This is a genomic window from Streptomyces sp. NPDC001668, assembly GCF_042893155.1.
Classification (GTDB): Bacteria; Actinomycetota; Actinomycetes; order Streptomycetales; family Streptomycetaceae; genus Streptomyces.
The window spans coordinates 14,077-26,557 of the sequence record NZ_JBIAUQ010000018.1 but is presented as its reverse complement, the minus strand read 5'-3'; the positions used below and the strand labels follow the sequence as shown (position 1 = coordinate 26,557).

Annotated in this window: 14 protein-coding genes; 3 read left to right on the top strand and 11 right to left on the bottom strand. The window is 71.6% G+C overall.

Going from position 1 to position 12,481, the window contains the following annotated elements; genetic code table 11:
* Window positions 1-3: 3 nt before the first annotated feature.
* Window positions 4-2,739, top strand: coding sequence for a phosphoesterase (locus ACFYZ8_RS37985; RefSeq protein WP_388542206.1), 2,736 nt, complete (start codon window positions 4-6; stop codon window positions 2,737-2,739).
* A 43-nt stretch (window positions 2,740-2,782) separates the two neighbouring features.
* On the opposite strand, the gene ACFYZ8_RS37980 is transcribed toward ACFYZ8_RS37985, so the two are convergent.
* From ACFYZ8_RS37980 to ACFYZ8_RS37960, 5 genes are all read right to left on the bottom strand, one after another.
* Window positions 2,783-3,283, bottom strand: a complete 501-nt coding sequence (locus ACFYZ8_RS37980; protein ID WP_388542208.1) for a DUF2716 domain-containing protein — start codon at window positions 3,281-3,283, stop codon at window positions 2,783-2,785.
* 118 nt (window positions 3,284-3,401) lie between these two features.
* Window positions 3,402-4,034 (bottom strand): ribonuclease domain-containing protein, encoded by a 633-nt coding sequence (locus ACFYZ8_RS37975; RefSeq protein WP_388542209.1) that lies wholly within the window; start codon window positions 4,032-4,034, stop codon window positions 3,402-3,404.
* Window positions 4,035-4,151: 117 nt separating this feature from the next.
* Window positions 4,152-5,420 (bottom strand): ATP-binding protein, encoded by a 1,269-nt coding sequence (locus ACFYZ8_RS37970; RefSeq protein ID WP_388542211.1) that lies wholly within the window; start codon window positions 5,418-5,420, stop codon window positions 4,152-4,154.
* 6 nt (window positions 5,421-5,426) lie between these two features.
* Window positions 5,427-6,104, bottom strand: a complete 678-nt coding sequence (gene cseB, locus ACFYZ8_RS37965) for a two-component system response regulator CseB (protein WP_388542213.1) — start codon at window positions 6,102-6,104, stop codon at window positions 5,427-5,429.
* A 46-nt stretch (window positions 6,105-6,150) separates the two neighbouring features.
* The gene (locus ACFYZ8_RS37960) at window positions 6,151-6,612 is read right to left on the bottom strand and encodes a hypothetical protein (RefSeq protein WP_388542214.1); all 462 of its coding nucleotides are present in this window, start codon (window positions 6,610-6,612) and stop codon (window positions 6,151-6,153) included.
* A gap of 154 nt (window positions 6,613-6,766) precedes the next feature.
* On the opposite strand from ACFYZ8_RS37960, the gene ACFYZ8_RS37955 reads away from it, so the two are divergent.
* On the top strand, window positions 6,767-7,042 hold the full coding sequence (locus tag ACFYZ8_RS37955) for a DUF1876 domain-containing protein (protein WP_388542216.1): 276 nt from the start codon (window positions 6,767-6,769) through the stop codon (window positions 7,040-7,042).
* A 13-nt stretch (window positions 7,043-7,055) separates the two neighbouring features.
* Here ACFYZ8_RS37955 and ACFYZ8_RS37950 read toward each other — a convergent pair whose 3' ends face one another.
* The 6 genes from ACFYZ8_RS37950 to ACFYZ8_RS37925 all read right to left on the bottom strand — a co-directional run bounded on the left by ACFYZ8_RS37950 (window position 7,056) and on the right by ACFYZ8_RS37925 (window position 11,814).
* Entirely contained in the window at window positions 7,056-8,216 is a 1,161-nt protein-coding gene (locus tag ACFYZ8_RS37950; RefSeq protein WP_388542243.1) for a serine hydrolase domain-containing protein, read from the bottom strand.
* 34 nt (window positions 8,217-8,250) lie between these two features.
* Complete coding sequence (locus tag ACFYZ8_RS37945; protein WP_359039017.1) at window positions 8,251-8,697, bottom strand: organic hydroperoxide resistance protein; 447 nt, start codon at window positions 8,695-8,697, stop codon at window positions 8,251-8,253.
* A 106-nt stretch (window positions 8,698-8,803) separates the two neighbouring features.
* On the bottom strand, window positions 8,804-9,265 hold the full coding sequence (locus tag ACFYZ8_RS37940; protein WP_359039019.1) for a MarR family transcriptional regulator: 462 nt from the start codon (window positions 9,263-9,265) through the stop codon (window positions 8,804-8,806).
* Window positions 9,262-10,020: an ABC transporter ATP-binding protein gene (locus ACFYZ8_RS37935; protein WP_359039021.1), complete on the bottom strand. Its 759-nt coding sequence runs from the start codon at window positions 10,018-10,020 to the stop codon at window positions 9,262-9,264. Before ACFYZ8_RS37935 ends, ACFYZ8_RS37940 begins: the two co-directional genes overlap by 4 nt.
* Window positions 10,008-10,769 carry a cobalt ECF transporter T component CbiQ gene (gene cbiQ, locus ACFYZ8_RS37930; RefSeq protein ID WP_388542219.1) on the bottom strand — a complete coding sequence of 254 codons (762 nt, stop codon included), beginning with the start codon at window positions 10,767-10,769 and terminating at the stop codon, window positions 10,008-10,010. The genes ACFYZ8_RS37935 and cbiQ overlap by 13 nt, the downstream gene beginning before the upstream one ends.
* Before the next feature lies 1 nt (window position 10,770).
* Window positions 10,771-11,814 carry an energy-coupling factor ABC transporter permease gene (locus ACFYZ8_RS37925; RefSeq protein ID WP_359039025.1) on the bottom strand — a complete coding sequence of 348 codons (1,044 nt, stop codon included), beginning with the start codon at window positions 11,812-11,814 and terminating at the stop codon, window positions 10,771-10,773.
* 168 nt (window positions 11,815-11,982) lie between these two features.
* Between ACFYZ8_RS37925 and ACFYZ8_RS37920 the strand changes: the two genes are divergently transcribed.
* Entirely contained in the window at window positions 11,983-12,333 is a 351-nt protein-coding gene (locus ACFYZ8_RS37920) for an SsgA family sporulation/cell division regulator (protein ID WP_359039027.1), read from the top strand.
* The last annotated feature ends 148 nt before the right edge of the window (window positions 12,334-12,481 follow it).

Below are 12,481 nucleotides of genomic sequence, written 5' to 3'. Positions count from 1 at the left end.
CCCATGCAGGTAACTCGGCAGCGCCGGAGCCGCCAACAGGTCAGACGCCTCAGCCGTCGGACCACGCTGGTGACGGCCGGCATCGCCGTCGCCCTCGGCGTCACCGGCACCGCGGTCGCCTCGACCTACCAGTTCGGCACCCAGCAGGTCGCGCAGGACACCGCCAAGGGCGAGGTCATCTCCAGCGACCAGTACCTCAAGCCGTACGGCAGCCGGACCGTCATCAACGACGGCAAGATCATGTCGTCCACGGTCAGCCCGGACGGCACCCACCTCGCGGCCGCGGTCACCGACGGCGACGCCGCCCTCGTCATCCTGGACCTCGCGACCGGGCAGGTGAAGCAGAAGATCGGCGCGAGCGCGGCGGACGACCTGCGCATCAGCAGTGCCGCGGTCGGCCAGGAGGGACCCACCTACTCGCCCGACGGCAAGCAGCTGTGGCTCGGCCAGGCCAACGGCTACACCAAGTTCACCGTCAACGCGGACGGCACCCTGGCCCACCCGGTGGCCGTCAACATCCCGGCCGTCGGCTCCCAGCAGGCGCTGGTGGGCGCGGCCGTGTTCTCCGCCGACGGCTCCACCGTGTACTCCGCGGTCAACGGCCAGAACACGGTGGTCGCCATCGACGCGGCGACCGGAACCGTCAAGCAGAGCTGGCCTGTCGGCAACGCGCCCCGTGGACTCGCCCTGGTCGGCGGCACGTTGTACGTCAGCAACGAGGGCGGGCGTCCGGCGAAGGCCGGCGACACCACCATGAACTCGTACGGCACCCAGGTGCCGGCCAACCCCGAGACCGGTGCCTCGACGTCCGGCACGGTCAGTGTCATCGACACCCTTGGCGGCAAAGCCGTCCAGACCATCACCGTCGGCCTGCACCCGACCGCCGTGTACGCCAAGAAGGGCACGGTGTTCGTCACCAACACCGCCGACAACACCGTCTCGGTCATCGACACCCGCAAGGACAAGGTCGTCCAGACCATCGCCACCCAGCCCTGGCCCGAGGCGAAGGTCGGCTACGAGCCCGACGCGGTCACCCTCACCGACGACGGCCACCTGCTGGTGACGCTGGGCCGGGCCGACGCGGTCGCCGTCTACCGGTACAAGTCGGCGCAGGAGCCCGCCAGTTACGTCGGCCTGCTCCCCACCGACTACTTCCCCGCCGAGATCACCACAGTAGGCAAGAAGGTGGTCGTCTCCAACACCCGTGGCATAGACGCCCGCCGGCCCACCACCGCCTCCGGACACGGCACCCACGACACCACGTCCAGCCTCACCGAGTTCACGCTGCCGAGCGACCTCGTCGTCAAGGCGCAGACCGCCAAGGTCTTCCAGCAGAACGGCTGGACGCCCGGCTCGGTCACCACCGCCAAGGGCACCAGTCACGCCAGGCCCGTCCCGGTCCCGGCCCGCCTCGGCGACCCCTCGACGATCAAGCACGTCTTCCTGCTCGTCAAGGAGAACCGCACCTACGACCAGGTCTACGGCGACCTCCCGCAGGGCGACGGCGACCCGGCGCTCACGACCTTCGGCGCGAACGTCACACCCAACCAGCACGCCCTGGCCCAGCAGTTCGGCCTCTACGACAACTTCTACGACATCGGCACCAACTCCGCCGAGGGCCACAACTGGCTGATGCAGTCGGACAACCCGGAGTACACCGAGTCCTCCGCCGGTGAGTACACGCGCAGTTACGACACCGAGAACGACGTCCTCGGCCACCAGAAGTCCGGCTTCATCTGGAGCGGCGCGCAGGCGGCCGGCAAGTCGGTCAAGGACTTCGGCGAGTTCCAGTCGACGGAGACCAAGCCGGCCGGTGCCACCTGGCAGAACCTGTACTGCGACACCAAGAACATGGCCGCGACCGATGCGGGGACCCAGTACCCCATCCAGACCGGCTCGGCGATTCCGTCCCTGAACGACGTGTCGGTGCAGGGCTTCCCGATGTTCGACCTCAGCGTCCCGGACATCTACAAGGAACAGATCTGGCAGCAGGACTTCGAGAAGAACGGCCCGGCGAACCTGAACATGTTCTGGTTCTCCAACGACCACACCGGCGGCCCGGCCAACGCCGCCGCCGAGGTCGCCGACAACGACCTCGCGGTCGGCCGGATGGTCGACGAGATCTCCCACAGCAAGTACTGGAAGGACTCCGCGATCTTCGTCGTCGAGGACGACTCCCAGAACGGCCTCGACCACGTCGACGGCCACCGGGCCCCGGTCCAGGTCATCAGCCCCTACGCCCAGCACGGCACCGTCGACAGCCACTACTACACGCAGATCACGATGATCCGCACCGTCGAGCAGATCCTCGGGATCCACCCGATGAACCAGAAGGACAGCGCGGCGACCCCGATGTACGGGGCGTTCACGAGCAAGCCGGACCCCACCCCGTTCACCGCGGTGCCCAACCGCACCTCGCTGACCCTCGGCGTGAGCCCCACGCCCTCCTGCGGCCCGGACACCCCGGCCGCCCAGGACACCGACGCGGCCCCCGCGCCGACCTCCGCGGCGGTACCGGCGGCCAAGCAGGACCTCGCCGCCGAGTGGAAGACCTGGGCCTCGCACCAGCGCCTGACCGGCGCGCACGCCGTGCCGGACTACGCCAACGCCGAGCAGATGAACCGCTACACCTGGTACCAGACCCACGACTGGACCAAGCCGTACCCCGGCGACAAGGAGGTCTACGCCCCCGCCGAGGTACCGGGCGCCTACCTTCCGTCGGCCGAGTCCGACGGCTGACCGGCCCGACCGCACCAGGGCCCCGGACCGGGGCCCTGGTCGCTCACGACCGTGACCGGGCGACCGGGAGCCAGTTCAGCCGCGGGACCAGCGTCGCGGTCAGGCGCGGGCCGAAGACGCACAGGGTCCGCTCCCAGGGGTGGCCGAGGATGCCGTCGGTCAGGTCCTCGGTCAGGAAGAGGTGGTAGTCGCCGTTCGGGAAGACCGGCACCGGCCAGGGGACGTCCGCGGCCAGATGCGGGCGGAACCACTGGCCGGTGTGCTGCCAGTCCAGCACCGCCAGGCGCTCGCCCGCGGGGAACGCCTCGGTCAGGGAGGCCAGGACCTGCCGCTCCAGACGGTCCAGGACGGCCGAGGACTCCGGCTCCGCCGCCTCGAAGAGGGGCGTGAGGTCGTAGGTGACCGACGGCGCCGGCTCGTCGACGGCGGGCCAGTCCTCGGGGTGCACGCCGGGGTGGAAACGGAAGCGGTCGATGAACCGCGACCAGCGCGCTTCCGACTCCTCCTCCGGCATGGCCTCCCAGGCGGCGTTGCTCGGTGTCATCTCTGGGTGGACTCCTTCGTACGGCGGCCGGTGGACGGACCCATGGGGGAGTGGTGGATCCGTCCACCGACCTGTCAGGGGGTCGGCCCGCTCAGGGAGCGTCGGGGTGCCGGCGGTGTCAGTGGCGGGAGCCGATGAAGGTGAAGTTGCGGTAGTGGTCGGTCGTCACGAAGGTGTCACCGTCGTTCGGGCCGCCGTGCACGCGGACGATACGCATGGCGTCGCGGGCGGCGCCGCGGGTGTGGCGCCAGTTCACGTCGTACTCGTGGAAGTTGCCGATCCAGCTGCTCGCGGGACGGCCGGTGCACACGGTGGAGCCGTGCTGGGAGCAGACCTGCGGGCCCGAGTAGCCGTTGAGGAGGTACCGCCGCAGCTGGCCGTCGCGGTCGTTGTAGCGGCCGCCGCCGTCGATGAACTGGCGGTGGTTGACGCAGTAGTTGTGGACGCCGTCCCATTCGCACAGGATCCGGGTGTGCGTCCGGTTCGAGGTGCTGACCGGCCAGCCCTGGCTCGACCAGTAGTTGATCGCGGTGTTGAAGCCGCTCGGCGGGCTGGTCGTTCCGTTGAGGTTTCCGGAGACGGCCGCGCCCGCGTGGTTCTGGAGGGCCGGGACGGTCTGGAAGGCGCCCGTGAACAGGGCGGCGAGGAGCAGCAGGACGGACAGCTGACGCTTGCTGCGCCACCAGGGCCCGGATGTCTGCCCGGCGGTGCGCTCCTGGCGCGCGGGGGCCGTGGCGAGGGTTGCGTTCATACGAGGTGGTTCCTTCACTGGGGATCCCGGCCTGTCGGTCGGGCCGGCGTGAGGAACGTAGGAAGCGAACATCTCGACCGCCGCACGACTGTGTATCAGCGGTTCATCACGACGGGCTCACCCTGAAGGCCGGTCCGGAAGGGTGAGCACGGCTTCCGCGCCGCCGTCGGGACGGTTGCGGAACGTCAGGCGGGCGCCCAGCAGCCGCGCCTGGCCGACCGCGATCGTCAGCCCCAGCCCGGTCCCGGTGCCCGCGGCGGTCGTACGGAACCGCTGCGGTCCTGAGGTGTGCAGCACCGCGAGGAGATCGGCCGGGAAGCCCTCACCGTGGTCCCGGACCCGCACGACGGGCCCGTCCACCTCGACCTCGACGGGCGGCGCCCCGTGCCGCAGCGCGTTGGAGACGAGGTTGGCGAGCACCCGTTCCACACGCCGGGGATCGGTGACCACGACGGCGTCGGCCACCACGACCACCCGCACTTGGCCGGTCCCGTCGTCTGCCGTGGCTTGCCACCGGCCGGCCCCGGCTTCCGCCTCGTCCGGCCCCTGCCCGGTCCGCCCGAGGCCGGTCACCGCGCGCCGGGCCATCGCGCCGACCTGTCGCTCCTCCGTGTCCAGCGCGGCGACCCGGGCGTCCAGGCGGGCCACTTCGAGAACGTCCTCGACCAGGGAGCGCAGGTTCGTCACGGACCGCACGATCAGGTCCGTGGCCGGCCCCGGCGGCAGCAGTCCGGCCGCCGTCGACATGCCCGCGACCGGCGTGCGCAGCTCGTGCGCGATGTCGGCGGTCACCCGGCGCTCCGCCTCCAGACGGGCGCCGAGCGCGTCCGCCATGGTGTCGACGGCGGCCGACAGGCGGGCGATCTCGTCCCGCCCGCCGGGCCGGACCCGGGCGTCGAGGTCGCCGTTCGCGATGCGTTCCGCGGTGCGGGCGGCGGACTCGGCCCGGCGGCCCATCCGCATCCCGAGGAACAGCCCCGCCAGGGACACCAGCACGATCGCGCCCGCCCCCACCGCCGCCAGGGTCCGGTCCAGCGTCGCGAGCCGCCGGATCTCCGGTGCGTACGACCGCGACAGCGTCAGCACCTCCCCATCCGCCACCTGCGTCGCCGCCCACAGCCTGCCGTCGTGGAGATACGTCACCCGGGACCCGCTCCGCACCGCGTCCGCCACCGGCCCCGGCAGATCCGGTGGGTTGATCCGGGCCGGGGACCTGCGCGCGGCGGCGTAGTCGTAGGCGGCGCCGACCAACTGCCGGTCCAGCTCGGAGCGGGCGGTGGAGAGCTGGTCGGCGGCGGTGACCCGGTGGACCAGGACGCCGATCACGGCGGCGACGGCCACGGCCGCCGTGGCGACGGCTACGGCGACTTTCGTACCGATGTTCACAGCGGCCTAGCGGCACAGCCGGTAGCCGAAGCCCCGTACCGTCTCGATCCGCTCCCGGCCGATCTTGGCCCGCAGCCGCTGCACATGGACGTCCACCACCCGGGTGTCCCCGGACCAGGCGTAGTCCCAGACCCGCTCCAGGAGCAGATCCCGGGTGAGCACGATGCCGGGTGCGCCGGCGAACTCCCGCACCAGCTTCAGCTCGGTCGTGGTCAGCGCGAGGGGGCTCCCGCCCCGCCGTACCTCCAGGGTCGTCGGGCAGAACTCCAGGTCACCGAAGCACAGGCGAGGGGTTCCGTGGTCCTGCGGGGCCGGTCGGGCGGGTGCCGCCCGGCGCAGCAGCGAGCGGACCCGGGCGACCAGGACCGGGCCGTCGAACGGCTTGGTCACATAGTCGTCGGCGCCCGCCTCCAGGCCCATCACCACGTCCACCGGGTCGTTGCGCGCCGAGATCAGCAGCACGGGGACACCGGACTCCTCGCGGATACGGCCCGCCAGGCTCACCCCGTTGAGGCCCGGCAGCATGATGTCGAGGATCGCCACGTCGGGCCGGGACGCGCGGAACAGCTCAAGGCCGCGCACCCCGTCGGCCGCCGCGCGGACACGGTAGCCGTGCCCCTCCAGGGTCAGCCGGGTGGCCTCGCGAATCATCTCGTCGTCCTCGACGAGCAGGATGTCGTGCATGGTCTGTCTCTCCCGTGGGCCGGGCAACGTCGTCAGGGCTGCGTTGTCAGGGCTTGGGCACCCGCAGGGGCACGCTGCTCACGTCCTCCGCCCAGTCGGGCGCGGGGCGGTGCACGGGGGTGACGGCCGCGTGGCTGTAGTACGCCGCGTACTGGCGCTTCACCAGCCCGCTGAGCACGATCTCGACCCGGTAGCTCGGCAGCGCGTCCCCGGGGCAGTCGGAGGTGCAGGCGTAGTCCATCACGAAGCCGGTCGCGGTGGCCCGGGGCGAGCCCCAGCCGCGCCACCGCATCCAGTCCAGGGTCGTGTAGTCGGTCAGGTCCATCAGGCCGGGTCGCTCGGCGGGCTCGGACTCCCAGTTCAGGACGTACACGGGTCCGGTCCAGGGGACACGGGTGGGGGCCGGGCCCTCGGTCCGGACACCGCCGTCCGCCGCGCCGCACCCGGTGACGCAGACGAGCAGCCCGGCGGCGAGTGACGTACCCAGCGCGGACCTGCGCGGAACCATGGCCGTCCCCCCGTGTAGTGGTCGTTCAGCCTGAATGATGCATGTCCTGACATGAACGGCCGGTGAACGGGGCCCGTGATGTCCGCAACAGCGCCCCGTGCGCGGCCGCTCATCGAGGAGCACCCTGGAAGGACACACTCCGGAGGTGACCGTCATGATGCGCACCGCAGTGGGATGGCATGTGGAAATGGAGTTCCTGGAGGACGATCGGCACACCCGGGCGGTCGCGATGGTGCGCCTGCCCGACGGGACCGAGGTACGGGCGCACGGACACGCCAGCCGTCACCGCAGCGACACGAATCAGCCGAGGGTGGGGGAGGAGGTCGCGGGCGCGCGTGCCCTGAACGAACTCGCCATGCAGCTGCTGACCAAGGCGCACGACGAGATCGACGAGGTGTCGGGGCGGACGTCCCACACCATCAACGTATGAGCCCTGCCAGCCGCTACAGGGCCGCCCGCACCGCCCTGACCAGCGCCTGCGCCCTCGGGTCCGCCGTGACCGTCTTGCGGAAGCCGTTGGTGACATAGCCGAAGGCGATGCCGGTCTCCGGGTCGGCGAAGCCGAGGGAGCCGCCGCGGCCGGGGTGCCCGAAGGAGCCCGCGCCGAGGAACGGCGACGCGCTGCCGTGCAGCATGTAGCCGAGCCCGAACCGGGTGTTCACGACGAGCACCCGGTCCGGGCCCGCCGACTCCTCGGCGCGGGCGAGCCCGACCGTGGCCGGGTCGAAGAGCCGTACTCCGTCGACCTCGCCGATCAGCGCCGCGTAGATCCGGGCCAGCCCGTCCGCCGTCGCGATGCCGTTGGTCGCGGGCAGGGCGCTCGCCCGGTACTCCGGTGCGTTCTGGTCGGGGAAGGGGGTGATCGCGGCGAAGGCGCGGCGGGTGAGGGAGCCGGGATCCTCGTAGGCCTCGGTGACGGACCGCTTGGGACGCGCGCGCAGGGCACCGGTGGGCTCCGGCGCCTCGACCCGGCCGACCCGCCCCGCCCGCCCGGCGGCTTCCTCCGCCTGCGGCAGCCCGAGCCAGAACTCCGCCCCCAGCGGCCCGGCGATCTCCCGCGCGATCCACTCACCGGCACCGAGCCCGGTCACCCGGCGCACCAGCTCGTCCAGCATCCAGCCGTACGTCAGCGCGTGGTACCCGTGGTCCGTGCCGGGCTCCCACGCGGGTGCCTGCGCGGCGACCGCCTCGGGGCCCCTGAGCGGGTCCAGGGCCTCCTCGGGGGTGAGCGGCCGGTCGATCACCGGCAGCCCGGCCCGGTGGCTGAGCACCTGCCGGACCGGCAGCCGCTCCTTGCCGCGCGCCTTGAACTCCGGCCAGTACTCGGCCACCGGCGCGTCCAGGTCCAGCTCCCCGCGCTGGTGCAGCATCAGGGGTACGGCGGCGGCGACGCCCTTGGTCGCCGAGCGCACGACCTGCGCGGTACCGCGCTCCCAGGGCCCGGTGCCGTCGATGTCCTTGGTGCCGGCCCACAGGTCGACGACCTTGCGCCCGTCCCGGTACACGGCGACCGCCGCGCCCCGGTCCCCGAGCGCCTCGAAGTTCCGCGCGAACACGTCCCTGACCGGCTCGAAGCCCTCGGCGACTGTGCCGTTCACGTCCACGCCGTACTCCTCCTGCTGCTGCTCGGTGCCCCTCTCAGCCAAGCAGAATCGTCACGTCGATGTTCCCGCGGGTCGCGTTCGAGTACGGGCAGACCTCGTGGGCCGCGTCCACGAGCTTCGCCGCGAGGCCGGCGTCGAGGATCGGGAGGGAGACGCTCAGGGCGACCGCGAGGCCGTAGCCCTGGGTCCTGTTCGGGCCGATGCCGACCTTCGCGGCGACCGTCGAGCCGCTGAGGTCGTAGCCCGCGCGGTTGCCGACGAGGATCAGCGCGTTGTGGAAGCAGGCGCTGTACCCGGCGGCGAACAGCTGCTCCGGGTTGGTGCCGTTGCCGTCCCCGCCGAGCGCGGGCGGCATCGCGACCTTCAGCTCGATCTGGCCGTCCTGGCTGGTGACATAGCCGTCCCGGCCGCCGTGCGCGGTGGCCTCGGCTACGTACATGATCTTCGTCGGCCGGGTGTCGACGGCTGTTTCCTCAGGCATGGCTGATCTCCCCCCGGAGAAGTGCGCGCAAGTACATCGTGCACAAGGTACCGGCCGGTAGGTCGGGGCCGGACCACCAGGGGTAGTGACTTCAGGTAACAGGAGGTCAGTGGGGGCGCTCGGCCGCCGCGTCCGCCCGTCGCGCGAGCCGCCACAACTCCTCGCGCAACCGCCCTGCCTCCGTGCCGTCGAGATCCGTCGCCGCGAGCAGGGCGCCCGGGAGACAGGCCGCGCGCTCCCTGAGCTCCTCCGCGCGGGCCGTGCAGGCGACCAGCACCGAGCGCTCGTCGGCCGCCGCGCGCTCCCGGCGCACCAGCCCCGCCGCCTCCAGGCGCTTCAGCAAGGGCGAGACCGTGCCGTAGTCCAGGCGCAGGGCGCTCGCCAGCTCCTTCACCGTCGTCTCGCCGCGCTCCCACAGCACCAGCAGCGCGAGGTACTGCGGGTAGGTGAGCCCCAGCTCGTCGAGGAGCGGCCGGTACGCGGCCGTCACCGCGCGCTGGGCGGCGTACAGCGCGAAACACAGCTGGTCGTCCAGCAGCAGTGATCCGGCGTCCTCTTCGTTCGTCACCCGCCCATTGTCACGGACCGCGGATCGAATCCGAAGGGCAACTCCAGCCGGTGGGCCCGCATCAGGGCGTCGTCGGCCAGGAGTTCGGCGGTCTTGCCGTCCGCGGCGATGGTGCCCTCGCTCAGGATCAGCGAGCGCGGGCACAGCTCAAGGGCGTACGGCAGGTCGTGCGTGACCATCAGGACCGTCACGTCCAACGAGCGCAGGATGTCCGCGAGTTCGCGGCGGGAGGCCGGGTCCAGGTTGGAGGAGGGCTCGTCCAGGACGAGGATCTCCGGCTCCATGGCGAGGACGGTCGCCACCGCCACCCGGCGCCGCTGGCCGAAGGAGAGATGGTGCGGGGGCCGGTCCTTGAACTCCGCCATGCCGACCCTGGTGAGCGCACGGTCCACACGCTCCTCCAGTTCGGGCCCCCGCAGCCCGGCCGCCGCCGGTCCGAACGCCACGTCCTCGCGCACGGTCGGCATGAAGAGCTGGTCGTCGGGGTCCTGGAAGACGATGCCGACCCGGCGCCGGATCTCCGCCATGTGCTTCTTGTCCACGGGCAGCCCGGCGACCCTCACCGTGCCCACCCCGCCGCTCAGGATGCCGTTGAGGTGCAGCACCAGGGTCGTCTTGCCGGCGCCGTTCGGGCCGAGCAGCGCGACCCGCTCGCCGCGCGCGATCGAGAAGTCCACGCCGAACAGGGCCTGGTGCCCGTCGGGGTAGGCGAAGGCCAGTCCGGTCACTTCGAGGGAAGCTGTCACAGAGTCCATCCCAACACGCAGACGACGAGGGCGGTCACAGGCAGCGCGAGGGCGTACGACCACTGCGCCCGGGACGCGGTCACCTCGTCGATGACCGGCATCGAACCGGCGTAACCGCGGCTGACCATGGCCAGGTGCACGCGCTCGCCGCGCTCGTAGGAGCGGATGAACAGCGCGCCGGCCGACTTGGCGAGGACGCCCCAGTGCTTGACGCCGCTCGCCTCGAACCCCCTCGACTCCCGCGCGATCCGCATGCGCCGCATCTCGTCGGTGATGACATCGCCGTAGCGGATCATGAAGGACGCGATCTGGACGAGGAGCGGGGGGAGCCTCAGCCGTTGCAGGCCGAGGAGCAGTTCGCGCAGTTCGGTGGTGGAGGCGAGGAGCACCGACGCGGCGACGCCGAGCGTGCCCTTGGCGAGCACGTTCCAGGCGCCCCAGAGGCCGCTCACGCTCAGGGACATCCCGAGCACCCCGACCCGCTCGCCCTCGGCGACGAACGGCATCAGCACCGCGAACGCCACGAACGGCACCTCGATCAGCAGCCGCTTCAGCAGGAACCGGGCGGGCACGCGCGCGAGGTAGGCGACGACGCCCAGGAGGACGGCGTACAGGCCGAACGCCCACATCGCCTCGCGCGGGGTCGAGACCACGACCACCACGAAGGCGAAGACGGCCGCGAGTTTCGTGTGCGGCGGCAGGGCGTGCACGGGCGAGTGCCCGTGCCGGTAGAGCCTGTGCGCGTGCCCGGCGCCCATCTCAGACGCTGCTCGTGCTGACGGGGGTGGTGTCGGTCGTACGGCGCCTGCGCACCGCCCAGAACACCGTGCTGCCCGCGACGACGGTGACGCCGACGCCGATCACGCCCGCCAGCCCCCCGGACAGGCGGGCGTTCTCGACGTCCTTCACGCCGTAGTCGGCGAGCGGCGAGTCCGCCGTGGTGTGCTTCTCGGTCCTGGCGTCGATGCCCTTGTCGGCGGCGACCTTCTCCAGCCCGTCCGGGGCGGCGGAGGCGTAGAAGCTGACGAACCCGGCGAGGACCAGGGAGGTGACCAGGCCGGTGATCCACACCTTGCGGTGCGAACGGGCGGCGGCGACCGGCGCGGTGTCCGGTGCGTCGACCAGCTCGTCGCCGACCCGCAGCTTGAGCTTCTGCTTCAGGCCCCGCGCGCCGTACACCAGGTCGGGGCGTACGGCGACGACGGCGCCGACGGTCAGCGCGGTGATGACCGCCTCGCCGATGCCGATGAGGACGTGGACGCCGATCATCGCGGTGGCGACCTTGCCGAGGGAGACGTCGGTGGTGCCGCCGATCGCGTAGACCAGGGTGAACGCGGCGGCCGCGGCGGGCACGGAGAGGACGGCGGCCGCGAAGGAGGCCGCGGTGATCGAACTCCGCCTGCGCGGAAGCACCTTCACCAGCCCGCGGAAGACGGCGTACGCCACGACCGTGGTCACGACGGCCATGTCGGTGATGTTGACGCCGAGCGCGGTCAGGCCGCCGTCCGCGAAGAGGATGCCCTGCATGAGCAGGACCACGGAGACGCACAGGACTCCCGTGCAGGGGCCCACGAGGATCGCGGCCAGTGCCCCGCCGAGCAGGTGTCCGCTGGTTCCGGCCGCGACGGGGAAGTTCAGCATCTGCACGGCGAAGATGAACGCCGCGACCAGGCCGGCCAGCGGCGCGGTGCGTTCGTCCAGTTCACGGCGGGCACCGCGCAGGCTCACCGCGACGGCGGCCGCGGCGACGACTCCGGTCGCTGCCGAGATGGGGGCGTCTATGAATCCGTCAGGCACATGCACCGTTCGATGATAGTGGCTTGTTGCGAACTCTTTGCAAGAGAGTCGTGCCACGAACAGCAAGTCACGGGCTTTCGGTCCAGGGGGCGGAACACGGGAAATGTGCGACGCTGGGAGGGGGGTGGACGCACAGCTTCCGCACAGGTTACGCAGCGTGAGAGGGCCGTCACGATGTCTGTAGTCGAACAGTACGCACGAGCCCACATCGTCTCCGACGCGGACATCGCGCAGGACGAGGCGGTCCCGGTGGTCCTGCGCTACGACCCGGAGGCCGACCCGCGCTCGGTACGGATCGGCCTGCCGGGCACCCCCGAGTGGACCTTCTCGCGGGCGCTCCTGGAGCAGGGACTCAGGGCGCCGGTCGGCACCGGAGAGGTGCGGGTGTGGCCGTGCGGACGGGTGCAGGCCGTCGTGGAGTTCCACTCGCCGCAGGGCGTGTCGGTGGTGCAGTTCGAGCAGAAGGCCCTGCTCAGATTCCTGCGGCGGACGTACATGGCGGCGACCACTCCGGTCCGGGGCTAGGACCTGTCGTTTGGATCATCCCGGCGTCGCGGGGTCTGGCACGCACATCTGCGGCGTTGTCGTCGGTCGCCGACGCTCCGCGTCGACTCCCTCCTCCGCCTTGCAGCTGCACGCACCAGACCCCGCTCGAGTCCGCTGAAAAGCACCG

Coding starts and splice junctions, on each gene's coding strand:
- ACFYZ8_RS37920 (WP_359039027.1), top strand. CDS start 11,983: ATGTCTGTAGTCGAACAGTACGCACGAGCCCACATCGTCTCCGACGCG.
- ACFYZ8_RS37955 (WP_388542216.1), top strand. CDS start 6,767: ATGATGCGCACCGCAGTGGGATGGCATGTGGAAATGGAGTTCCTGGAG.
- cbiQ (WP_388542219.1), bottom strand. CDS start 10,769: ATGGGCGCCGGGCACGCGCACAGGCTCTACCGGCACGGGCACTCGCCC.
- ACFYZ8_RS37975 (WP_388542209.1), bottom strand. CDS start 4,034: ATGAACGCAACCCTCGCCACGGCCCCCGCGCGCCAGGAGCGCACCGCC.
- cseB (WP_388542213.1), bottom strand. CDS start 6,104: ATGCACGACATCCTGCTCGTCGAGGACGACGAGATGATTCGCGAGGCC.
- ACFYZ8_RS37980 (WP_388542208.1), bottom strand. CDS start 3,283: ATGACACCGAGCAACGCCGCCTGGGAGGCCATGCCGGAGGAGGAGTCG.
- ACFYZ8_RS37945 (WP_359039017.1), bottom strand. CDS start 8,697: ATGCCTGAGGAAACAGCCGTCGACACCCGGCCGACGAAGATCATGTAC.
- ACFYZ8_RS37985 (WP_388542206.1), top strand. CDS start 4: ATGCAGGTAACTCGGCAGCGCCGGAGCCGCCAACAGGTCAGACGCCTC.
- ACFYZ8_RS37935 (WP_359039021.1), bottom strand. CDS start 10,020: ATGGACTCTGTGACAGCTTCCCTCGAAGTGACCGGACTGGCCTTCGCC.
- ACFYZ8_RS37960 (WP_388542214.1), bottom strand. CDS start 6,612: ATGGTTCCGCGCAGGTCCGCGCTGGGTACGTCACTCGCCGCCGGGCTG.